20 protein-coding genes are annotated in these 22,540 nt (G+C 72.7%); 11 read left to right on the forward strand and 9 right to left on the reverse strand.

Translation table 11 applies throughout. From position 1 onward, the window contains the following. Window positions 1–25 precede the first annotated feature (25 nt). Both ACSTA4_RS22660 and ACSTA4_RS22665 read left to right on the forward strand, forming a co-directional pair. Window positions 26–1,132 (forward strand): sensor histidine kinase, encoded by a 1,107-nt coding sequence (locus tag ACSTA4_RS22660; RefSeq protein ID WP_444960931.1) that lies wholly within the window; start codon window positions 26–28, stop codon window positions 1,130–1,132. Continuing rightward, on the forward strand, window positions 1,123–1,767 hold the full coding sequence (locus ACSTA4_RS22665; protein WP_274974390.1) for a response regulator transcription factor: 645 nt from the start codon (window positions 1,123–1,125) through the stop codon (window positions 1,765–1,767). Before ACSTA4_RS22660 ends, ACSTA4_RS22665 begins: the two co-directional genes overlap by 10 nt. A gap of 143 nt (window positions 1,768–1,910) precedes the next feature. On the opposite strand, the gene ACSTA4_RS22670 is transcribed toward ACSTA4_RS22665, so the two are convergent. Next, a complete protein-coding gene (locus tag ACSTA4_RS22670) occupies window positions 1,911–2,609 on the reverse strand; it encodes a lytic polysaccharide monooxygenase auxiliary activity family 9 protein (protein WP_444960932.1) in 699 nt (232 codons plus the stop codon). 678 nt (window positions 2,610–3,287) lie between these two features. Between ACSTA4_RS22670 and ACSTA4_RS22675 the strand changes: the two genes are divergently transcribed. From ACSTA4_RS22675 to ACSTA4_RS22690, 4 genes are all read left to right on the forward strand, one after another. Beyond that, a complete protein-coding gene (locus ACSTA4_RS22675) occupies window positions 3,288–5,063 on the forward strand; it encodes a glycoside hydrolase family 6 protein (RefSeq protein ID WP_444960933.1) in 1,776 nt (591 codons plus the stop codon). A 145-nt stretch (window positions 5,064–5,208) separates the two neighbouring features. Further along, on the forward strand, window positions 5,209–6,381 hold the full coding sequence (gene solA, locus ACSTA4_RS22680) for an N-methyl-L-tryptophan oxidase (protein ID WP_444960934.1): 1,173 nt from the start codon (window positions 5,209–5,211) through the stop codon (window positions 6,379–6,381). Window positions 6,382–6,507: 126 nt separating this feature from the next. After that, entirely contained in the window at window positions 6,508–7,314 is an 807-nt protein-coding gene (locus ACSTA4_RS22685) for an SDR family oxidoreductase (protein WP_248771695.1), read from the forward strand. A 193-nt stretch (window positions 7,315–7,507) separates the two neighbouring features. Further along, window positions 7,508–7,939, forward strand: coding sequence for a VOC family protein (locus ACSTA4_RS22690; RefSeq protein WP_444960935.1), 432 nt, complete (start codon window positions 7,508–7,510; stop codon window positions 7,937–7,939). 78 nt (window positions 7,940–8,017) lie between these two features. Here the strand turns inward: ACSTA4_RS22690 and ACSTA4_RS22695 are convergent, their stop codons facing one another. Further along, entirely contained in the window at window positions 8,018–9,115 is a 1,098-nt protein-coding gene (locus tag ACSTA4_RS22695) for a winged helix DNA-binding domain-containing protein (protein WP_444960936.1), read from the reverse strand. A gap of 257 nt (window positions 9,116–9,372) precedes the next feature. Between ACSTA4_RS22695 and ACSTA4_RS22700 the strand changes: the two genes are divergently transcribed. After that, the gene (locus ACSTA4_RS22700; RefSeq protein ID WP_444960937.1) at window positions 9,373–9,735 is read left to right on the forward strand and encodes an antibiotic biosynthesis monooxygenase family protein; all 363 of its coding nucleotides are present in this window, start codon (window positions 9,373–9,375) and stop codon (window positions 9,733–9,735) included. Between the two features lie 39 nt (window positions 9,736–9,774). Here the strand turns inward: ACSTA4_RS22700 and ACSTA4_RS22705 are convergent, their stop codons facing one another. Then, window positions 9,775–10,536 (reverse strand): class I SAM-dependent methyltransferase, encoded by a 762-nt coding sequence (locus ACSTA4_RS22705; protein ID WP_248771699.1) that lies wholly within the window; start codon window positions 10,534–10,536, stop codon window positions 9,775–9,777. 95 nt (window positions 10,537–10,631) lie between these two features. On the opposite strand from ACSTA4_RS22705, the gene ACSTA4_RS22710 reads away from it, so the two are divergent. Next, window positions 10,632–11,945: a benzoate/H(+) symporter BenE family transporter gene (locus ACSTA4_RS22710; protein ID WP_444960938.1), complete on the forward strand. Its 1,314-nt coding sequence runs from the start codon at window positions 10,632–10,634 to the stop codon at window positions 11,943–11,945. A 249-nt stretch (window positions 11,946–12,194) separates the two neighbouring features. Next, window positions 12,195–13,136 (forward strand): GNAT family N-acetyltransferase, encoded by a 942-nt coding sequence (locus tag ACSTA4_RS22715; protein ID WP_444960939.1) that lies wholly within the window; start codon window positions 12,195–12,197, stop codon window positions 13,134–13,136. A 195-nt stretch (window positions 13,137–13,331) separates the two neighbouring features. Here the strand turns inward: ACSTA4_RS22715 and ACSTA4_RS22720 are convergent, their stop codons facing one another. Both ACSTA4_RS22720 and ACSTA4_RS22725 read right to left on the reverse strand, forming a co-directional pair. After that, window positions 13,332–14,105, reverse strand: a complete 774-nt coding sequence (locus ACSTA4_RS22720; RefSeq protein WP_444960940.1) for a nucleotidyltransferase domain-containing protein — start codon at window positions 14,103–14,105, stop codon at window positions 13,332–13,334. 91 nt (window positions 14,106–14,196) lie between these two features. Continuing rightward, window positions 14,197–15,393, reverse strand: a complete 1,197-nt coding sequence (locus ACSTA4_RS22725; protein ID WP_444960941.1) for a DUF418 domain-containing protein — start codon at window positions 15,391–15,393, stop codon at window positions 14,197–14,199. Window positions 15,394–15,490: 97 nt separating this feature from the next. Between ACSTA4_RS22725 and ACSTA4_RS22730 the strand changes: the two genes are divergently transcribed. Continuing rightward, window positions 15,491–16,198 (forward strand): TetR/AcrR family transcriptional regulator, encoded by a 708-nt coding sequence (locus tag ACSTA4_RS22730; RefSeq protein WP_444960942.1) that lies wholly within the window; start codon window positions 15,491–15,493, stop codon window positions 16,196–16,198. A 131-nt stretch (window positions 16,199–16,329) separates the two neighbouring features. Further along, window positions 16,330–17,232 (forward strand): aminoglycoside 3'-phosphotransferase, encoded by a 903-nt coding sequence (locus ACSTA4_RS22735; RefSeq protein ID WP_444960943.1) that lies wholly within the window; start codon window positions 16,330–16,332, stop codon window positions 17,230–17,232. 49 nt (window positions 17,233–17,281) lie between these two features. Here ACSTA4_RS22735 and ACSTA4_RS22740 read toward each other — a convergent pair whose 3' ends face one another. The 4 genes from ACSTA4_RS22740 to ACSTA4_RS22755 form a co-directional block, all read right to left on the reverse strand. Then, on the reverse strand, window positions 17,282–18,958 hold the full coding sequence (locus ACSTA4_RS22740) for a BCCT family transporter (RefSeq protein ID WP_444960944.1): 1,677 nt from the start codon (window positions 18,956–18,958) through the stop codon (window positions 17,282–17,284). Between the two features lie 455 nt (window positions 18,959–19,413). Next, a complete protein-coding gene (locus ACSTA4_RS22745) occupies window positions 19,414–20,295 on the reverse strand; it encodes an alpha/beta fold hydrolase (RefSeq protein ID WP_248771706.1) in 882 nt (293 codons plus the stop codon). 278 nt (window positions 20,296–20,573) lie between these two features. Beyond that, the gene (locus ACSTA4_RS22750) at window positions 20,574–21,392 is read right to left on the reverse strand and encodes an aldo/keto reductase (RefSeq protein ID WP_444960945.1); all 819 of its coding nucleotides are present in this window, start codon (window positions 21,390–21,392) and stop codon (window positions 20,574–20,576) included. Window positions 21,393–21,479: 87 nt separating this feature from the next. Next, window positions 21,480–22,490, reverse strand: coding sequence for an NADP-dependent oxidoreductase (locus ACSTA4_RS22755; protein WP_444960946.1), 1,011 nt, complete (start codon window positions 22,488–22,490; stop codon window positions 21,480–21,482). Window positions 22,491–22,540: the final 50 nt, after the last annotated feature.

Genomic DNA, 22,540 nt, shown 5'->3' on the forward strand with positions numbered 1-22,540 from the left:
GGTGGCGCGCGCATGGGGCCGGGCCGTGACGGGCGCCGCCGCCGGAGCGGTGACCGCGCTGGCCGAGGCCCTCTTCCTCGCGGCGGTCCTCGCGGCCGCCGTTCCAGCGCTGCCGCTCCTGCTCCGTCCCGCCTCGCGCGCGTCCCTGCGCCGGGCGCTGGACGGGGCCGCACGGCCGCTGGTCTCCCTGGAGCGCGGCCGCCTGTCCGCCCTGTTCGGCGTCGACATCACCGTGTGCCCCGAGGCGGCCCGCCCTCTGGCCTACCTCGCGGTGCGCTGCCCGGTGGGGCTCTTCGGCGGGCTGGTGCTGGCCTTCTTCGCCGCCGGGCTCTATCTGGCGCTGTCACCGCTGGAGGCGCTCGACGGCAACGACCCCGCGATCGTGCCGATCGGCCTGGCCCTGATGTACCTGAGCGCTCAGGGAACCGTGGGTCTGGTGGGAACGGAACGCTGGCTGGCCCGGCGGTTCCTCGGCCCCAGCCGACAGGACCTCATGGAGGAGCGGATCGGGGTCCTGGTCGCGACCCGCGCGGGGGTGGTCGCCGCCGTGGACGAGGAGCGCCGCCGGATCGAACGCGACCTGCACGACGGCGTCCAGCAGCGCCTGGTGCTGCTGGGGATGGCGCTGGGCCGGGCCCGCCGCGACCCGGGTTCGGAGCGGGGGCGCGCACTGGTCGAGCAGGCCTACGAGGAGTCCCGCAACGCCCTGCGGGACCTGAAGGAGGTCGCCTGGCGGGTCTACCCGGCCGCGCTGGCCGGGTCGGGGCTGCGGGCCGCGCTGCACGACCTGGCCGGACGGTCGAGCCTGCCGATCGACCTGGAGTACGGCCTGGAGAGCGCGTGCCCGCCGACCGTGGAGACGGCGGCCTACTTCGTGGTCGCCGAGTCGGTGACCAACGCGGTCAAGCACGCGCGCGCCGGACGGGTCAGCGTGCTGGTCGGCGCGGAGGGCGAGGAGGGAGCGAGGTCAGTGGTGGTGCGGGTACGCGACGACGGGGTGGGCGGGGCCGACCCCGCGGGGACGGGGCTGGCGGGTCTGGCCAGCCGGGTCGAGGCGCTCGACGGCCGGCTGTCGGTGGACAGCCCGGCGGGCGGGCCGACGACGGTCAGGGCGGAGCTGCCGTGCGGGTGATGCTGGCCGAGGACTCGGCACTGCTGCGCGAGGGGTTGGTGCGGCTCCTGGAGGACGAGGGGCACCGGGTGCTCGCCTCGGTCGGGGACGCCGACGCCCTGTTGGCGGCCGTCCGCGAGGAGGCGCCCGACGTGGCCGTGGTGGACGTGCGCATGCCGCCCACGCACACCGACGAGGGGTTGCGCGCCGCACTGCGGATCCGCCGGGAGCGGCCCGACACGGGTGTGCTGGTGCTGTCCCAGTACGTGGAGAAGCGGTACGCCACCCGGCTGTTCGGCGAGAACACCACCGGCGTGGGCTACCTGCTCAAGGACCGGGTGGTGGAGGTGGACGAGTTCCTCGACGCCCTGGTCAGGGTGGGCAGGGGAGGCGCGGCCTTCGACCCGGAGGTGGTGCGCCAGCTGCTCGCGGGCAGCAGCCGCAGGGACCCGCTGGGGCGTCTGACCGAGCGCGAGCGCGACGTCATGGCCCTGATGGCGCAGGGGCACATCAACTCGGCGATCGCGGCGCGGCTGTTCGTGTCGCAGAGCGCGGTGGAGAAGCACGCCAACGCCATCTTCGACAAGCTGGAGCTGGGCGACACCAAGGGGTACAGCCGTCGGGTGCTGGCGGTGCTGCGCTACATGGAGGCCTGAGCGCGGGCGGGACAGGGGGGCGCCGCGCGGCGGTGAGCGGTGTCCGCCGCGCGGCTGTCGGCCGCGGGTCCGCCGGGGGTGGAGGTCCCGGCGGACCCGGTCCGGAGGAGGGGTCCGGACGGCCGGTCGGTTGGTCGCGGGGATCAGGTGAAGTTCACGTCACTGCACAGGTAGTAGACCTGGTCCATGTGGGAGGCCTGCCAGATCGTGAACACGATGTGGTGGCCGGACCTGCCCGAGGTGCTGACGTCGATGTAGCTGTCCAGCGCCGGCGCGTAGGGGCCGGTCTCCTCGACCAGTTCGAGGTCGTCCCAGCCCAGGGCCTGGGTGGTCGGGTCGAAACCCTGCTCGGTGACGTAGACGCGGAAGTAGTCCGCGCCGTGCTGGGCCTGGTCGTACAGGTGGAGGGTGAAGTCGTCGCCGACGTCGGTGGTCTTCCACGCGCCGACCGTGTCCATCGAGTCGTAGCGGCCGCCCTCGGTGTTGCCGCCGCTGCACAGGGTCCCGTCGGGGATCTGGCCCTGGTGGTCGCCGCCCACGTTGTCGCGGTACAGGCCGTTCCAGTTCCACATGGCGTTGGGGTTGTCCTGCCACGCCTGCCAGCACATGGGGTCTTCCTGCGCCATGTCCGGGTTGAGGTGGTCGCTGCCCCAGCGCTCCCAGCAGCCGTAGTTGCGGCTGGCGGGGTCCACGATCGAGCCGTGCGCGGAGGCGGGGGCGGCCATCGTGGTCAGGGCGACCAGGGGCACGGAGGCCAGGACGAGCGCTCGTGCGGCCCAGGTCCGGCGGGTGGTCCCGGTGCTCTCGGTGGTCTCGACGGTTTGGGGGGTCGTGCTTTCCATTGCGTTCTCCATCGTTCTCGGCTTGGTCAGCCGATCGACGGGAGCGCTCCCATAGCGCATGTTACCCCTCGGAGCCGAACCGAAACAGAGCGCGCGGAAAATCCTTGGCGCGCCCTTCGGAGCGGGGACCGCCGCCCCCGGCGCCCCAGCTCGCCCGCGGGGCAGGACACCGGCGTCACCGCCGCCCGCCCGCACCGCTGCGGCGCGGCGTGGCGGCCGGACCGTGACCGCCGCGGTGGGGCTGCTCGCCGTGTCCGTCCGGCGACCACCGGTTATTACTGACCGGTTGTGAATCAGGTCACCACCTGCGCATTTCCCTCATGTGAACCGCGTACCAGAAATACTCCGGTCATATGGTGTTTACATATCACCATTGTCGGGCTACCGTTCAGGAAAGCGTTCCGGGCCCGTAACACTCCGTCGCGGAAACCGGCAACGCCCTCGCACACACTGTTCACACCCATCCCCCTACACCCCCGCTCACCCCGACTGGGAGCGCTCCCAACCCTTCCGGTCCTTTTCGCTCAGCTTTACCCCGGATCTAAGGCATGCGAATGCAGCGCTCACCTCCATAAACGCAGGGAATTGTCCGTGTCTCCCGTCTGCCGGGCCCGAACTTCCCGGCCCGGCACTTCCCAAGGCTCCTTCTGGCAACCCGCTTCCACAAGGAAAGAAGAGATGAGCACACCCCCCCGTGCCACGAACCCGCGTTCGTGGACACGACGCGGCCTGGCCGCGACCTCCGCCCTGGTGCTCGGCAGCACCCTGGCGGTCGCCTCCTCCGTACCCGCCAGTGCCGCGGCCGGTTGCGAGGTCGACTACCAACTCAACGACTGGGGCTCCGGCTTCACCGCGAGCGTGGAGATCACCAACCTCGGCGACGCGGTCAACGGCTGGACCCTGGAATGGGACTTCGCCGGAAACCAGCGGGTCACCAACTCCTGGAACGGCACCGTCACCCAGAGCGGACAGAGCGTCTCGGTCACCAACGCCGGGCACAACGCCTCCCTCTCCACCGACGGCACGGCCACTTTCGGCTTCCAGGGAACCTACTCCGGAAGCAACGCCGCGCCCACGGCCTTCGAACTCAACGGCGTACTGTGCAGCGGTGACGTCGGGGAACCGGAGGAACCGGAAGAGCCCGAGGAGCCGGAGGAGCCCGAGGAGCCGGAGGAGCCCGGGAACGACGGTCGGGTGGACAACCCGTACGTGGGCGCTGACGTCTACGTCAACCCGATCTGGTCGGCCAACGCCGCCGCCGAGCCCGGCGGGGACGCCGTGGCCGATGAGCCCACCGGGGTGTGGCTGGACCGCATCAGCGCCATCGAGGGCAACGACAGCCCCACCACGGGCAGCATGGGTCTGCGCGATCACCTGGACGAGGCCCTGGTGCAGGCCGACGGTGAGCCTCTGGTGTTCCAGGTGGTCATCTACAACCTGCCCGGCCGTGACTGCGCCGCGTTGGCCTCCAACGGCGAGCTGGGCCCGGACGAGATCGACCGGTACAAGAACGACTACATCGACCCGATCGCCGAGATCCTGGCCGACTACGAGGACACCGAACTGCGGGTCGTGACCACGGTCGAGATCGACTCGCTGCCCAACCTGGTCACCAACGTCTCCCCGCGCGAGACCGCGACCGAGAACTGCGACGAGATGCTGGCCAACGGCAACTACGTCGAGGGTGTGGGCTACGCGCTGGCGCAGCTGGGCGACGTCGCCAACGTCTACAACTACGTCGACGCCGGCCACCACGGGTGGATCGGCTGGCAGGACAACTTCACCGCCTCGGCGGAGCTGTTCTACGAGGCGGCCAACACCGCGGGCGCCACCCCGGCCGACGTGCACGGGTTCATCGCCAACACCGCGAACTACTCGGCGCTGGTGGAGGACAACTTCGCCATCGGCGAGACCATCGCGGGGACGCCGGTGCGTCAGTCGGACTGGGTGGACTGGAACCAGTTCACCGACGAGCTGTCCTATTCCCAGGCGCTGCGTGAGGAGCTGGTGGGCCAGGGCTTCGATTCCGGGATCGGGATGCTCATCGACACCTCCCGTAACGGGTGGGGTGGGCCGGACCGCCCGGACGGGCCGGGGCCGAGCACGGATGTGAACGCCTACGTGGACGGGGGCCGCTACGACCGGCGTATCCAGTCCGGGAACTGGTGCAACCAGTCCGGGGCCGGGTTGGGTGAGCGCCCCCAGGCCGAGCCCGAGCCGGGGATCGACGCCTACGTGTGGATGAAGCCTCCGGGTGAGTCCGACGGGTCCAGCGAGTTCATCGAGAACCCCGAGGGTAAGGGCTTCGACCGGATGTGCGACCCCACCTATGAGGGCAACCCGCGCAACGGCAACAACATGAGCGGCGCGCTGCCCAACGCGCCGATCTCGGGGCACTGGTTCTCCGCGCAGTTCCAGGAGCTGCTGGCCAACGCCTACCCGCCCATCCAGTAACACCCCCCAGATCTCGGCTCCCTTCCGAGACCGGGCGCCCGTCCACCCCTGGGGGTGGGCGGGCGTCCGCCATGTGCGGGCCCTGGGATCATGGGACGAAGCTCCGGGCGGCGCGGCCCCGGACACCGGACCTGGGGGGAAACGCGTGGCGGCACCGCTGGAGACCGACACCGTCGTGGTCGGACTGGGAGCCATGGGGGCGCAGGCCCTGTGGCGCCTGGCCCGGCGCGGTGTGGACGTGATCGGGGTCGAGCAGTTCACGCCCGGGCACGCCCGGGGCTCCAGCCACGGCGAGTCCCGCATCATCCGCACCGCCTACATGGAGGGCGCCGCCTACGTGCCGTTCGTGCGGTCGGCCTGGCGCGCGTGGTCGGAGCTGGAGGAGGCCTCCGGGACCCGGCTCGTGGTGCGCACCGGCGCCCTCATGCTCGGCGCGCCGGACAGCCCCGCCGTCACCGGGTCGGTCGCCGCCGCCGAACACCACGGCCTCCCCCACCAGGTGCTCTCCCGCGACCAGGTCGCCGAGCGCTTCCCCCAGCACGTGCTGCGCCCGGGTGAGGTGGGCGTCTTCGAGGAGGACGCCGGTGTGGTCCTGCCCGAGGCCGCGATCACGGCGGCCGTGCGGCTCGCGCGGGGGGCGGGCGCGCGGGTGCTCACCGGCACCCGGGCGACCCGCGTCGTCCCCGACCCGGACCGCCCCCGCGTGGTGGTCGGGGACACCGTGATCCGGGCCCGCCGGGTGGTCGTCACCGCCGGGTCCTGGCTGCCGCGGCTGGTGCCCGAGGTGGCGGAGCTGGGCGGCGGCCTGCGGGTGGAGCGGCGGGTGCTGGGCTGGTTCCGCACCACGCGGGACCCGTCCCCGCACGCGCACGGCCCGGTGTTCGCCCGGGACGAGGACGACTGCACGTGGTACGGGTTCCCCAGCATGGACGGCGGGCGGACCGTCAAGATCGGCGTGCACGCCGAGGCCCCGGGGAACAGGGGCGAGGGCGCCCAGTGGGGCGAGCCGGTCGACCCCGACGCGGGGCCGCGGGAGCCCGACGCCGCCGACGCGCGGCGGCTCGGACGGCTGGCCGCCGGACTGAGCGGTGTGGCCCCGCTCCCGGAGCGGATGGCGTCGTGCATGTACACGATGACGCCGGACGAGCACTTCGTCATCGGGCAGCGCCGCGAACTGCCCGGGCTGGTGCTGGCGGGGGGCTTCTCGGGGCACGGCTACAAGTTCGCCTCCGCGGTCGGGGAGGCGCTGGCCGACCTCGCCCAGCACGGGCGCACGGATCTGGCCGTGGACCTGTTCGACCCGCACCGCTGGGACTGAACCGGGCGGTCCACGGGCGGCCGGGGCACCGGGCCGGGGTGCGCCCGGCGCGCACGGGCGTGCGATCATCGCTTCCACGCGCGGCGCGAGCGCGGCCTCCCCGCCCCTCCCTCCGGAAGGACCGCCATGAACAGTCCCACCGTCCCGCGGACCGCGCTCGTCACGGGCGCGTCGTCGGGGATCGGCGCCGCCGTCGCCGCCGAGCTGGTCCGCCGCGGCTACCGCGTGTACGGGACCAGCCGCGACCCCGGGGCGGTGGCCGAGCCGGTCCCGGGCGTGGAGTACCTGGCGCTGGACCTGGCGGACGGGGCGTCGGTCGAGGCGTGCGCGGCCGCCGCGGGCGACGTGGACGTGCTGGTCAACAATGCCGGGGAGAGCCAGAGCGGGCCATTCGAGGAGCTGCCGCCGGAGGCGGTGGAGCGGTTGTTCCGGATCAACGTGTTCGGCGCGGTGCGGCTCACCCAGCTGTTGCTGCCGGGGATGCGCGCCCGGGGGTACGGGCGCGTGGTGATGGTGGGTTCGATGCTGGCGAGCTTCCCGCTGGCCTACCGGTCCTCCTACGTGGCCTCCAAGGCGGCGCTCAAGGGGTTCGCGAACGCGCTGCGCCGCGAGGTGTCCCCGTACGGGGTGGGGGTGGCCACGGTAGAGCCGGGGTCGATCAACACCGGCATCAGCGAACGGCGGACCCAGTACCTGCGGGAGGGGTCGCCGTTCGCGGCCGAGTACCGCACCATGCTCAGGGCGCTCAACGCCAACGAGGCGTCGGGGACCACGCCGGGGGCGGTGGCCCGGACGGTCGTGCGCGCCGTCGAGGCGGACCCGCCCCGGCCGTTCTACGCGGTGGGCAGCAACGCCCCGGTGGTCTTCGCGCTGCGGCGGCTGTTCCCGCGCTCACTCGTCCTGCGCATGGTCGCCCGCAGGCACGGGCTGTAGCCGCGGGCGTGCCCGGGCGACCCCGGGGCCCGAATGTCCTGGACTCCCCGGCTCCCTTGGGACCCGGGCGCGCGGACCCGCCGCGCCCGAGGGGTTTCGCATGGCGTGTCCCCGGTCCCGGATAGGTTGTCCCGACCACAGGACACCGCCCGCCCCGGGCCCTTCCGGGGCGGGGTACAGCGACGGAGCCGCCGTGAAACAACAAGTCCACTTCATCACTCTGGCCACGGCCGACCTGGACGCCGCCCGCGCGTTCTACCGGGACGGGCTCGGCTGGGAACCGCTCATGGACGTCCCCGGGGAGATCGTCTTCTTCCAGGTCGCGCCGGGGCAGGTCCTGGGCCTGTTCGACGCGGAGAAGTTCGACCGCGATCTGGGGCGCACGCCCGGCACGACCGGGGTGTCGGGGCTGACGCTGTCGCACAACGTCGACGGCCCCGAGGAGGTCGAGTGGACCGTGGAGGCCATGGCACGGGCCGGCGCGCGGGTGCTCAAGACCCCGCAGCGGGGTGAGTTCGGCGGCATCTTCCACGCCCACGTGCAGGACCCCAACGGCGTGGTGTGGGAGATCGCGCACAACCCCGGCTGGCGCGTGGACGAGACCGGCCGGGTCGTGTTCGGCTGAGGCCCGGTGCCCGCCCGCCGGAGGGGCGGGCGGGTCCCCGGCGGCGCCGGGCGGCCGAGGCCCCGGGGCCGGGCCGGTTCACGGTTCCAGGGGGCGCAGGCGGATGTCGTGGCCCTCGGAGTCGGCCGCCGCGAAGCGCAGCAGCCGTACGCCCTCCTCGGTGACCGCCTCCTCCTCGGCCGGGGTGAGCGGGGCGAACAGCCGCACGTCCAGTACGGCGGGGCCACCGCGCCGGGTCCGCTCGATCCGCCACAGCCCGCGCACGAACCCGTCCACGGTCAGCGGCGGCTCGACCACGATGTGGGGGCGCTGGTGGTCGGCGACGACGCGGGAGCGGTCGTCGTAGGAGACGAGCACGTTGTCGAGCAGCGCCAGGAAGCGGACCGGCGCGGGCGTGTCGGGGTCGGGGCGGGGCGCGTCGGGCAGGTCGAACAGCTCGCGGCCGTCCGGGTCGCGCAGGACCCGCAGCCGCGGCCGCAGGCCCTCCACGACCGCGCGCATGCGGGTCATCCCGCTCCAGGCCTGGACGTCCTTGGCGGTGGCCGGGCCGAACGCGGCGAGGTAGCGCAGCACGAGGGTGTCCGGGGAGGGTTCGGCGGCCAGCGGCGCGCCGAGCCACTCCTCGGCGAGGGTGAAGGGCGTGGCGCCGCGCCGTCCCCACGTGCCGTCGGGCGGCGGGTGCAGGACGGGCAGGAGCCCCTGGGCCGAACGGGCCAGGGCGACGGGGGAGCGCCCGGGCCAGCGCTCGGCCAGGGCCCGGCCCAGGTCGGGGCGGGAGAGTCCGCCGTCGGCGAGGAGCGCGCGTGCCACGGCGGCCAGCTCGGCGGGGTCGACACCGGGCAGGTCCCGGCCGAAGGCGCCCTTCTGCCAACGGGCCAGCATGGGGTGCAGGGCCGGGCGCAGCCACAGGTAGTCGGCGGCGGTGACCAGGTGCTGGGTGCCCCGCAGGAGGGTGGCGCGCACGACGTCGCGGCTGTGCAGGAGCCCGGTGAGGTCCTCGATCCGGAAGTCCCGGACACGGGACCACAGACCCACGTAGGGCGGTTCGGGGTCCTGCGCCTGGAGTCCGACGAGGTGGTGGACGACTTCTGCGGCGGTGTGGTCTGTGGTCCGGCCGAGGAGCAGTTGGCGGGACAGGGTCGCCCGGTTGAGGGCGCGGCGGTCGAACACGGTCATGGACGCGACCTTAGGAGGGGTGGAGGTCATCCGCTGTCCTGCACTCGTCCGCGGGGCGGTCACGGCGTGCGGCCCCGCGGGCGGTCGGGAGCACCGGACGTACGGTCGGAGGCGCGGGGTGGGCGGTCGGGAACGCGGGGGCGAGGGGGCGCCGGTCGGCCGGTGGAGGGGCGTGTTCGGGGCGGGGCGGCGCGGGCGTCGGCGGAGGTTGTCCTAGGTTGGGCGGGAGAACCGCAGCCAACCGAGAGAGGTGCCGCGTGAGCAGCGTCGTCAAGTTCAACGTCCTGACCGTCCCCGAGGGCGCCGGGGCGACCCTGGAGGAGCGTTTCGCCAAGCGCGCCGGGCTCGTGGAGGACCAGCCCGGGTTCGAGGAGTTCCAGCTGCTGCGCCCGGTCGAGGGCACCGACAAGTACCTGGTCTACACCCGGTGGCGGTCCGAGGAGGACTTCCAGAACTGGGTGAACGGCCAGGCCTTCCGCCAGGGGCACGCCCAGGCCGCCGCGGACGCCCAGAAGGAGGGCGCACCGGCCGGGCACGGCCACGGGCACGGCGGCCCGGCCGCGACCAACAGCGAGATCTGGGGCTTCGAGGTCGTCCAGCGGGTCTCGGCCCGGTCCTGACCGCCGCGGCGGGCGCCCGCGCCCCGCGGCCCGGACGGGTCAGCGGGGCTTGCGGGCCTCGATGAGGAAGCGGGTCGTGGTGGCTCTGAACGACCCCTCGCGCTCGATGTGCTCGTGCATGTCCCGGAGCCGGTCCCGGTAGGCCCCCACGGTGAACCCGGGCACCATCCAGACCACCTTGCGCAGGAAGTACACGACCGCGCCGACGTCGAAGAACTCCGTGCGCAGCCGCTCCATGCGCAGGTCGGTCACCTCCAGCCCGGCCGCCCGCGCCCCCTCGCGCGCCTGGTCCGGGTGGCGGGAGGCGCGCGTCTCCTCGGGCTGCGGCCCCAGGAAGAACTCCACCACCTCGAAGACGCTCGCCGGGCCCACCTGCTGGGACAGGTAGGTTCCGCCCGGAGCCAGGACCCGGGCGATCTCCTCCCACCACACGGTCACCGGATGGCGGGAGACCACCAGGTCGAAGGCACCGTCCGCGAAGGGCAGCGGCGGCTCGTCCTCGTCGGCGACGACCACGACCCCCAGCGGGTGGAGCAGCCGGGTGGCCTCGGCGATGTTGGGCGGCCAGGACTCCGTAGCCGCGGTCAGGGGCGGGCGTTCGGGGATCCCCGCCAGCACCTCGCCGCCGCCGGTCTGGATGTCGAGCGCGGCGCTCGCGCGGGCCATGTACCCGGCCATGGTGCGCTGGTAGCCCCAGGAGGGTCGCTGTTCCGTGGCCCGGCCCTCCAGCCAGGAGAAGTCCCAGCCGTGTGTCGGCTCCGCGTCGGCCTCGGCGACGAGTGCGTCGAAATCGCGTCCCATGGCGGCATCCTCCCCCGGACGCCGCGGCCGGGTCCAGCGGTTTTCCCTCCCCCGGCCGACGGAGCGGCCCCGGCGGCGCGCGAGGATGGTGGACCATGAGAACCCTCGCCCGTCTTGTCGGCCTCGTGGCCCCCGCGCCCGCCGTCGCGGCCGGTCTGGTCGCCGTGCTGGTCGGGGTGACCAGTTCGGCGGCGATCGTGTTCACCGCGGCCGAGGCCGCCGGCGCCTCCTCCGGACAGACCGCCTCGTGGATGCTGGCCCTGGGTGTGGGCATGGCGGTGACCTGTGTGGGACTGTCACTGCGCCACCGGGCCCCGATCGTGACCGCCTGGTCCACGCCCGGTGCCGCGCTGCTGGCGGTGGGTCTGGACGGGGTGACGATGGCGCAGGCGGTGGGGGCGTTCCTGTTCTCGGCCGCGCTGATCACCCTGAGCGGTGTCACCGGGTGGTTCGAGAGGGTCATGGACCGCGTGCCGGTGCCGCTCGCGGCGGGGCTGCTGGCCGGGGTACTGCTCCAGTTCGGCATGGGGCTGTTCACGAGCATGGAGGACGACTTCGCGGTCGTGTTCGCCATGTTCGCGGCGTACCTGTTGAGCCGCCGGTGGCTGCCGCGCTACGCGGTCATCGTGTCCCTGGTCGCGGGCGGTGTCGCCGCGGCGCTGCGCGGGACCCTGGACCTGAGCGGGGTGACCCCGTCGTTGGCCCGGCCGGTGTTCGTGGCGCCCGAGTTCTCCTGGCAGGTGCTGGTGAGCGTGGGGCTGCCGCTGTTCGTGGTGACCATGGCCTCGCAGAACCTGCCGGGGGTCGCGGTGCTGCGGGGCGACGGCTACCGGGTGCCGATCTCGCCGGTGATCGGGTGGACCGGGGCGACCAACCTGGTACTGGCGCCGTTCGGGTGCTTCGGGATGAACCTGGCCGCGATCACCGCGGCGATCTGCACGGGACCGCAGGCGCACCCCGACCGCGAGCGCCGCTACCTGGCCGGGGTGTGGGCGGGGGTCTTCTACCTGTGCGTGGGTGTCTTCGGCGCGACGGTGGCGTCGCTGCTGGCCGCGCTGCCGCCGCCGCTGATCCTGGGGATCGCCGGTCTGGGCCTGCTCGGAACGATCGGGGGTTCGCTGGCGTCGGCGCTGGGGGACGAGCGCTCACGGGAGGCCGCAGTGGTGACCTTCCTGGCGACGGCGTCGGGGTTCACCCTGTTCGGTGTGGGGTCGGCCTTCTGGGGTCTACTGGCGGGTGTGCTGACGCTGGCGGTGACCCGTTCCTGGCAGCGGTCCCGGCGCACGGCTCCGGACGGCGGCGCCGAGCAGAGCACCGGGGAGGTGCGGGAGCCCGACGAGACCGTGGAGCCCGAGGAAGCCGGGGAGGCCGGTGATCCCGGTGCGGACAGCCGGTCGGGACGCGGTTGAGGGACCCGGCTCGCCGACCGGCGAGCGGCCACGAGGGGCGGCGCCGGTCGGCCCGCGACCGAAAAAGGCTTGCCCGCCGGTCGGGACCCGGCTATAACGGTCGCGGCCCCGACCACAGCGGAACCGGGGCCCCGACGACGAAAGGAGGCGGAGCCGTGTTCACCGCAACCACCGCGCTCGCGCCCTCCCGGGGCGGCCTCGACGGCTGAGGCCCCGGAGCGGCCGGGCGCACGCACCGAAGGTGTCGCCTTGACCGTGCATGACCTGACCATTCGTACGATCACCGGACCCGGGGAGCTCGACCTCTTCAACCGGATCCCCTATCCCCAGAACTTCGAGTTCGCCGACGACCTCGCCCAGGGGCGCCGTCGCCCCTCGTGGATGTGGGTCGCCCTGGACGGCGACCGCCTCCTGGCCCGCCTCTCCTGGTGGTGCCGGAGCGGTGACGCCTCTCCCCTGCTGCTGGACGTCCTGGACGTGGACGACACCGCCGGGGACGTCGACCGCACAGGGGTCCTCGAACACCTGCTGCGTACCGCCTCGGCGGAGGCCCTGCCCGAGGGCCGAACCCCTCCCGAGTACCTGCGCATCGTCCCCGCCGACTGGCGCGAGGGCGCCGACGAGCGCCGCGCCGTGCGGGAACGCGTGGCCGCCGTCGAACGCACCGGCGGATCGCTCCTGGTGGAGCGGCTGCGCTTCGAGTGGACCCCCGGTATCCCGGCGCCGGGACCGGGCGACCGCCTCCGGTTCCGGGCGGTCCGGGACGAGGAGGAGATCCTCGCCCTGATGGTCCGGGCCCTGGAAGGCACTCTGGACGCTCACGACCGCGCCGACCTCGCACGCACCACGGCGAAGCGGGTGGCCGCCGACAACTGGAACGGGGAGTTCGCCCGGTACACGACGCCGCGCTCCTGGTGGCGGATCGCGACGCTTCCGGACGGCGAACCGGTCGGCTTCGTCCTGCCCGCGCGCAACGACTACCACCCGATCATCGGCTACATCGCGGTGCTGCCCGAGCACCGCGGCAACGGGTACATCGACGAGGTCCTCGCCGAGGGCACCCGCGTCCTGGCCCGGGAGGGCGTGGACCGTATCCGCGCCGCCACCGACCTGGGCAACGTCCCGATGGCGCGGGCCTTCCAACGGGCGGGGTACGCCACGCTCAGCGGGGTCGTCAACATGACCTGGTAGGGGCGCCGGAACCGGCTTTCGCCGGTCAGCACCGCGCCGTGGTCCGGGGTCCGGGCCACGGCGCGGCGGTGTACGCGTCCGGCCCGGGTCTGGAACCCGCGGTCGGTCCCAGCCCGGCCCACGCCCCGGCGCCCGGGTACCAGGGGCCGGGGCGCAGATGTTCTGGAACCCGGGACCGGCCCGCGGCGGGAGGACTCAGACCGTGGCGAGGATCCGTCCGGCCTCGGCGACCGCCGAACCCAGGTCCTGGGGGTCGGCGGTCATTCCGGCGACCACGAAGTCGATCTCCTCCAGATCCGCCATGGACAGCAGTGCCTTGTCGTTGGTGACCCAGATCCCGCGCTCGGCCAGGACCGCGTGCGCGGCCTGCGAGGCGGCCTGGGCGAGAAGGCCCGCGGTCTGGGCGACCCTGCCGTAGGGGGCGTGGTTGTGCTGGGCGTAGGACAGGGTGGCCGCGGCCCTGCCCCGCCAGACGGGCGGCGCGCTCCTGCGCAGCGCCTCGGGGTAGTCGGGCCGGGGCAGGTCCCCGACGACGACCCGGCCGATGGCGAGTTCGGCGACGAGCAGGTAGGTGGGGATACCCGCCAGGTGGAACATGAGCGGTTCCACCTGGAAGCGTCCCTGCCGCGCTTCGGCGAGCTGGTGCTCGACCATGGCCAGGTCGCGGTAGTGCACGTCCACCGCCCGGCCGTCGATTCGCAGCCAGGCGCCGCCGTTGAAGACACCGCCTCCCCAGCCGCCGATCTCCGACACCTCCCCCTCCCAGCCGAGGTCCCGCAGCGTCTGCGGGTCGAAGTCCCCGCGGTAGTAGACCGCCAGGTCCCAGTCGCTGTCGGGGCGGTGGGTGCCCTGGGCCCGGGAACCACCGAGGGTGACCGCCTCGACGGCCGGAAGGGCGGCGAGCCGGTCGGCGGTGGCGGACAGGAAGGTCGCGTCGTCATGTGCGGAGGTGGACATGGTGGCCATCATCGCGGATGGCGTGTGCCGTCCGCCATGCGGTTTGTGCCGAGCCGGTGACCAGCGCGGACGGCGGCCTCGCCGAGCGTCCCCGGGTGCGCGGTCATCTCCGCGCCGGTTCGGCCTCCGGCTGCTCCGCCCGTACGGTTCTGTAAGTTCCCCGGCGCAGGAGGCGTTCGGCCGGGCCCCGGATCCCCGCGCGGCGCATGAGGTCGGCCAGGACCACGGTGGCCAACCAGACGGCGACGCCGACCAGGACGGCGGCGGTTCCGGACAGCTGTGGCGCCAGGTCCAGGGCGTAGGGCGCGAACAGCACCATCCAGCCCACGGACTGCAACAGGTAACAGGTCATGGAGCGCTGGCCGGTGGCGACCAGGGCCCGCACGACGGGTCCTCTGCGGTCACCGAGGCAGACCGCGACCAGCGCGATGAGCGCGGCGTAGCCGAAGCCGCCCGCGTAGCCGGTCAGAACGTGCAGCCAGCCCGCACCGGCCTTGAGCACGAACTCGGGCGCCCACAGCTCGGTGGCCACCAGGGCCTGCGGCAGTCCGCCGACCACGGCCACCGGGATGCCGACAAGGGCGACGCGGCGCAGCAGCCCGAGGTGGAGCTCGGGCTGTTCCATGAGGCGGCGGCGGGCCGCCCAGACCCCGACGAGGAAGGGGAACACCGAACTCGCCACGAGCATCGGGGTCATGACCGGCCAGGTGAACAGGCGTGTGACCATGTCGGCCAGCGGGTCCTGGGTGAGGACCCCGCCCGCCTCGGGGTCGGAGAGCGGGAGGCTGTTCATGACCGCGTAGAACAGCGAGCCCAGGGAGGCCCAGGTGAGGGCGTGGGCGAGCAGGCGCCGGTCACCGGCGTGCAGCAGCCCCGCGAACATCAGGGCGATGAGCCCGTAGACCGAGACGATGTCGCCGAAGAAGAGCAGGAGCGTGTGCAGGAGCCCGATCAGCACCATCCACCGGCCGCGGCGGCGCACCAGTGAACGCACCCACGGCTCCGGTCGCCCCTCGGCGGTGCGGCGCAGGTGGATCCAGGCGAGCCCGTAGCCGAACAGCGCCGCGAACATGGGGTACCCGCGCGCCTCGGCGAACAGCATCAGCAGGGCGGTGGAGGCGGTGTCGAGGAGGCTGCCCGTGGCGGAGCCCTGCCCCGCGGTGGCCATCACCCAGACGATGTGCGCGTGCACGACGGCGATGACCAGCAGCATCACCCCGCGTGCCAGGTCGGGCGCCAGGGAGCGCCGGTCGAGTGCCACACCCCCGGTCGAGGGCGGCGGAGAGGGGGGAAGGGACATACTGAACTCCGTTCACGCGGAAGGGGATAGCATTGGATACGGAGGCGTATCCAATCCCTCTTCTAAGATACGGCATCGTAGCTTAGTTGGGAAGAGCATGGTTGACGGGGAGCGGCCGCGGGCTGGCGACGGGGCGCGGGAGACGGCGCCCGAGGCACGGGAGGAGGCGCCCCGGGCTACGCGCAGACGCGGGCGGGAACTGCTGGACGCCATCCACGAGGCGGTCATCCTGGAGGCCGCCGACGTCGGCGTCGCCCGCCTGTCCATGGAGGGGGTCGCCCGCCGGGCGGGCACGGCCAAGACCTCGCTGTACCGGCGCTGGCCCACGCCGGGGGACATCCTGCTGGACGCGATGTACCACACCTACCCGCAGGAGGTCCCCACGCCGGGCGCCGACGACCTGCGCGGGGACCTCGTCAGGGCCCTCATGCTGCTGCGCGACACCATGAGCCGGTCCCTGGGACAGGCGATGTTCTCCGTGGTCGCCGAGGCCAGGCACCACCCCGAGCTCTACAACCGCTTCGTGCGGGAGGTCTTCGACTCCCGCGGGGGGCGCTTCACCCGCACCGTCCTCGAACACTACGCCGCACACGGCAGGGTCGACCCCTCCCGCGTCACCTCCGTCACCGACGACATCGGTGAGGCCATGCTCATCAAGTACGCCATGGACCACCAGGGGCCGCCCGACGGGGAGTACGTGGAGCGGATCGTGGACGAGGTGATCCTGCCCGTCCTCGGCCTGGACCCGCGCGCCCCCTCCCCCGCCGCCCCGGAGGAGGGTTCCTCCGCCTCCTCCGGCGGTTAGCGCACGCGGCGGCCCGGAGCTCCGCCGACCGCTGGGGACCGGGCGGGCACCCGGGCAGGGCGTGCCCGGTGGTGCCGCCCGTGCCGTGAACGGCTGGGAATCCGGCGGGCGCCGGGGCTAGGGTGCGGGGCATGCGCATCCCCGCGTCCGTGGACGCCGCCCGTGCCGAGGAACTCGACGTGGGGCTTTCCGGAGCCCGTGTGGCCCGGCTGTTCGACGTCCGGGACCGTCCCTTCGCGGTGCTCAAGTCGGTGGACGCCGACCGCCCCGACCTGGTGGCCGAACTCCTGGGCCAGGAGCGGCGCCTGCGCTGGCTGGCCGGGCGGGGGCTGCCGGTGCCGCGCGTGCTGGACTCGGGCTCCTGGGCGGGGCTGCGCTGGCTGACCATGAGTCACCTGGACGGACGCGCCGCCCACGAGCCCTGGCCCGCCGGGGAGCGGTCGCGGGTGGTCGTCCTGCTCGCCCGGGCCGCCCGCGCGCTGCACCGCGTTCCGGCCGCGGAGTGCCCCTTCGACATGACGCTGCCCGCCCAGCTCGAACGGGCGCGGGAGCGGGTCGCCTCCGGGCTGGTGGAGCGTTCCTGGACCGCCGCGGGCAGGGAGGGGCCGCCCGCCGCCGAGGTGCTCTCGGAGCTGACCGCGCTGGCGCGCACCCTGGGCCCCGGGCGGACCGCGCTGGTCCACGGCGACTACTGCCTGCCGAACGTGCTGCTCGACACCGGCTCCGTGCGCGGCGGTGCCGCGCACACGCGCCGGTCCGCGGGAGGGGGCCAAGGCCCCGCGCGGCAGGGAGATCCCCCGCCCGCCGGGGAGGGCCGGGCGGACGGCTGGGCCCTGGTGGACCTGGGGCGGGCCGGGCTGGGGGACCCCCACGCGGACCTGGCCGACATGGCTGGCAGCCTGCTCAGTCCGATGAACCCGCAGTTCGGGCCGCGGGACGTCGAACGGTTCCTGGACGCCTACGGGCGGGAGGACGTCGACCCCGAACGGCTGCGGCTGTGCGCCGGGGTCAACTCCTTCTTCTGGCCCGTGTGAGGGCCCCGGCCGGAGCGGCCGGGGCCCGTGACGGCGCTGCGCCCTCCCCCTACCGGGGAGCGCCGTCACCGTTGCCGTGGCCGTGGTCCCCGTTGCGCTCGCCGGCGCGGGACCCGGCCTCGCCCAGGCGCCGGTGCCGCCGCTGGATTCTGCGCGCCCTGGTGGCCAGCGGAGCCTTGCGTTCGCGCTGGAGGCCCGAGCCCTCCGCGAACTCGGCGTGCAGCGAGCGCACCAGCCCCACCATCATGAAGAAGCCGATCACGAAGAAGGGCAGCCCGAACACGATGATCGTCTGTTGCAGGGCGTCCAAGCCGCCCACGCCGGAGGCGGTGAGCACGGTCGCGGCGACGACGCCCTCGGTGATCCCCCAGAACACCCGCTGCCGGGTGGGGTTGTCGCTCTTGCCGGAGCAGAGCATGTCCACCACCAGGGAGGCCGAGTCCGAGGACGTGGTGAAGAAGATGATGACGATGAGGATGGCCACCACCGACACGAACGTGGTCAGCGGGAAGTGGTCCAGGAAGGCGAACAGGGAACCGGGGATGTCCTCCTGCGTGACCACCTCGTCCACCAGGCCGCCGCCCTGGTTGCGCTCGATGTCGAAGGCCGACAGGCCGAACACGCTGAACCACACGACGCTGAACGCGGTGGGCGCGGCCAGCACGCCGAGGATGAACTCCCGGATGGTCCGGCCCTTGGAGATGCGCGCGATGAAGATGCCGACGAAGGGCGACCAGGTGATGGTCCACGCCCAGTAGAAGACGGTCCAGGAGCCCTGCCAGCCGGTGTTGGCGAAGGTGTCGTTCCAGAACGAGAGCGGGATCAGCATCTCCAGGTAGACGCCGGTGGTCTCGATGATCCCCTTGGCGAGGTAGAGCGTCGAGCCGGCGAGGAAGACGAAGACCAGCAGCCCCACGGCCATGTAGATGTTGATCGTGGACAGCCACTTGATGCCGACGTCGAGGCCGGTGGCCACGGAGATCACGGCGACGGTGGTGACGATCGCGATGAGGATGAGCTGGCTGACGCGGCTCTCCTCCAGGCCGAACAGGGTGTTGAGGCCGCTGTTCATCTGGAGGGTGCCCAGGCCGATGGTGACGGCGACGCCGAACAGCGTGCCCAGGACCGCGATGATGTCGATGGTCCGCCCGATGGGGCCGTTGATCCGGTCGCCGAGGAAGGGCTGGAAGACCGAGCTGACCCGGAAGGGCAGACCCTTGCGGTACACGAAGTAGGCGAAGGCGAGCCCTGGCAGGCAGAAGATCGTCCAGGTGTGCAGGCCGAAGTGGTAGAGCGTGAAGCCCATCGCCTCCTCGGCCGCCTCGATGGTCTGCGGGTCGACGCCGGAGCGCGGGGGTTCGGCGTAGTGGCTGATGGGTTCGGCCACGCCCCAGAACATCAGGATGCTGCCGATGCCGGCGGCGAACAGCATGGCGAACCAGATGGGGTTGCTGTAGTCGGGCGTGCTCTCCGGCGGACCCAGCCGTACGCGCCCGAACCTGCTGAACGCGATCCAGACCAGGAAGATGAGGAAGGTGGTCACGCCGAGGATGTAGAGCCACCCCAGGTTGGTGAGGATCCAGCCGGATGTGGCTCCGAAGACGGCGTCCACCGTGTCGGTGAAGAAGATCGCGGACACCACGAAAACGATGGTCAACGCGGCGGACACGAAGAAGATCGCCGGGTTCGTCTCGAGCCCCAGCTTTTGCGCCAGCTTTTCGAACATGCCGATTGCTTTCTGGTGATTCAGGGACGTTCGTCGAGGGACAAGAGCCCGCCAGCCCGCACCGACCTCGGGCAAGGATACGTCCTTACGGGCGGGTTCCCTGTTTATCCTTCCTTTTGCGGAGAGTCGGGAACGTCCTTACCCGCCACCATTAGCAACACACCGAAAACTCGCTGTTTAAATATGCCAAAAGCCACATTAGGCATGTTCTCGCAGGGTTGAGTACGCTACGCACCCTTTCGCGCGCATACGTACCACACCGTCACCGCACACGGGAGCCGCGGAGGAGACCGGGGGCCCAGCCCGGAGAAGGGCGGCCCGGAGCGGGCCGGAACGGGCCGGGCGACGCGCGCGAACCGCGCGTGGCGGCGCCCTCCGCCCCCGCGCGGAGGGGCCGGGGCGCCGGGGCGGGGAGGGCGGCCTCTCCGACGGGCTCCGCCCCCGCTCGGAGGCGATCAGGCGTCGAGTTCGCCCAGCAGCTCGCGCACGCGCTCCGGCTGCTCGTACAGCGACAGGTGCCCCGCGCCCTCGATGGTGTGGACGTCGGCGTCCAGGAACCGGCGGGCCGGGCCGTGCAGGCGCGCGGGCGAGAAGAACGGGTCGTGCGACCCGGTCGCGACGGCGACCGGGGTCTGGGCCCAGGCGCGGAAGTGCTCCGCCGGCAGCGGGCTGGGGGTGGACCCCGCGCGGCAGTACCGGGCCACCAGGGTCAGCCACTCGGCCTCGGCCCGGTGCTTGTCGCATTCGGTGGAGGGGCCGCTGAGGAACTCCACCAGGCGTCCGCTGGTCTGCTCGTTGGGGTGGATCATCCACGGCAGGGTGGCGCGCATGGACTCGGAGCTGACCCCGGCCGCGGTCAGTCCGGCCGGGTTGAGCAGCAGGATCCCGGCGACCAGCGGGGACGGCGTGGAGGCGAGCGCGATGGCGGCGCCGCGCGAGTGCCCCAGCACGAGGACGGGTCCGTCGGTGATCTGGGGCAGGAGCTCGTCGAGCCACGCGCCGTAGGTCTCGATCCTGGCGCCGCCGACCCTCTGGTTGCAGCTCAGGCCCGGCTGCCCGGGCAGGTCGACCAGCAGCACCGGCCGGTCCGCGGACAGCGCGCGGGCCGCGGGCACCGTGGCGGCCGCGTTGAAGTTGGTGCCCGAGAGCACCAGCACCGGGGTGCCGGGGCCGCCCGCGGAGCGGAAGGCCTGCGTGCTGCCCAGACGGGTCTCCACGGGCGGGAGGGGTCCGAGTTCGGGCCACTGGCTCAGGGCTTTGTGGCACCAGGCGTGCACGGAGCGCTCGGCGTTGTCGGAGCGGTACACGCGCGCGGTGCGGTGCGGGACGACGGTCATGATCTGCTTCGCCTAAGAGGAGACTGGCCGCCGTCCTTGCTTGTCGGCGCGCCAAGAGAGGACTGTACGCCTCCGTTCGGCACCACGCCACTCGGGGACGCTCGGAGTGTCCCAACAGACACGCGAAAGAGATCCGCACCCGGCACTGGGTGTCCCCTGTTGAGCTGTTCGCCCTGCTCTGAGGGCTTTCGTCCGCCCCTTCTCGGCCGTGTCCGGCCACGCTCCCCCGTCCCCGCGGGGGTGTTCCCGGACCGGACGCCGGCCCGGGAACACGCCGATCAGCCGACCGTGGCGGGGTCCGAGCCGATCCGGCCGCCCCGGTCGAGGGCCGAGATCCGGTCCATGTCCTCGGCGGACAGCTCGAAGCCGAACACGTCGAAGTTCTCGCGGATACGGGACGGGGTCACCGACTTGGGGATCACGACGTTGCCGAGCTGGAGGTGCCAGCGCAGCACGACCTGCGCCGCGGACCTGCCGTGCTTCTCGCCCAGGGCGGTCAGCTCCGGGTCCTCCAGCAGCCCCTTGCCCTGGCCCAGCGGGCTCCAGGCCTCGGTGAGGAGGCCGTGGCGGGCGTTGACGGCCCGCATGGCCTCCTGCGAGAAGTAGGGGTGCAGCTCGATCTGGTTGAGCACGGGGACGACGTCGGTCTCCGCGACCAGGCGGTCCAGGGTCTGCTCGGTGAAGTTGGACACGCCGACGGCCCTGGCGCGGCCCTCGGCGTGGATGCGCTCCATCGCCTTCCAGCTCTCGACGTAGGCGTCCTGCCGGGGGCAGGGCCAGTGGATCAGGTACAGGTCCACGTAGTCCAGGCCGAGGCGGTCCAGGCTGGCGTCGAAGGCCTTGAGGGTGCTGTCGTAGCCCTGCTCGTCGTTCCACAGCTTGGTGGTGACGAACAGCTCCTCGCGGGCGATGCCCGACTCGGCCAGGGCCCGGCCCGTGCCCCGCTCGTTGTCGTAGATCCTGGCGGTGTCGATGCTGCGGTACCCGGTCTCCAGGGCGGTCGCGACCGCGGCATGGGCCTCGTCGTCGGGAACCTGCCAGACGCCGAACCCGAGTTGGGGCATGGTGAGGCCGTTGTTCAGCGTGACGTGCTGCATGAGCGCCCTTCCGTCGTGGCGGACTCGTTGTTGCTCGTGGGGTGCTCCCCCATGGTGGCCACCTGGAGTGCACTCCAGGCAAGCGGTTCAGGGTGTGAGGTGGACCAGCATCTTGCCCGTGTTGGCGCCCCGCATCATGCCGAGGAAGGCCCGCACGGCGTTGTCGATGCCGTCGACGACGGTCTGCTCGGTGCGCAGCCTGCCGTCGACGATCCACTCGGAGGCGCGCTCGGCGTACTCCTTCATCAGGTGGCCGTGGTCGCCGGCGATGAACCCGCGCAGGGTGAGGCGCTTGCCGACGGCCAGGAAGAGGTTGTCGGGACCGGGCTCGGGCTTGGTGGCGTTGTACTGCGAGATCGCGCCGCACAGGGCGATCCGGCCGTGGTTGCGCATCGCGGCGATGGCGGCCCTGAGGTGGTCGCCGCCGACGTTGTCGAAATAGACGTCGATCCCCTCGGGCGCGGCCTCGGCGAGCTGCTCCTCCAGGCGGCCCTCGCGGTAGTCGATGGCGACGTCGAAGCCGAAGTCCTCCAGGAGGCGGCGCTTCTTCTCCGGACCGCCCGCGGAACCGACCACCCGGGACGCGCCCAACTGGCGGGCGATCTGGCCGGCGGCGGACCCGACCGCTCCCGCGGCGCCGGAGACGAACACCACGTCGCCCTCGCGCACCGGGGCGATCTCGGTCAGGCCCGCGTAGGCGGTGAGGCCGACCATGCCCAGTACGCCGAGGTAGGCCTCGGCGGGCGCCAGGGAGGCGTCCACCGCGCGCACGGACTCCGCGGGCAGCAGCGCGTACTCGCGCCATCCGGCCCCGTGCAGGACGGTGGTGCCCACGGGGACGTCGTCGCTGCCGGAGGCGGTGACCACGCCCACCGCGCCGCCGTCCATCGGCTCACCGAGCCGGAACGGGGGGACGTAGGACTTGGCGTCGTTCATGCGGCCGCGCATGTACGGGTCCACGGACATCCAGTCGTTGCGCACCAGGACCTGTCCGGGTCCGGGGTCGGCGACGGTGGTCTCCACGAGGGAGAAGTCGGTGGGCTCGGGCTCGCCGACGGGACGGGCCACCAGGTGGACCTCCCTGCTGGTGACGGACATGACGTGACCTCCGTGACTTCGCTGGGTGTTGGCGCGGTGACCCGCGGACC

It is taken from the genome of Nocardiopsis sp. M1B1, assembly GCF_052466615.1.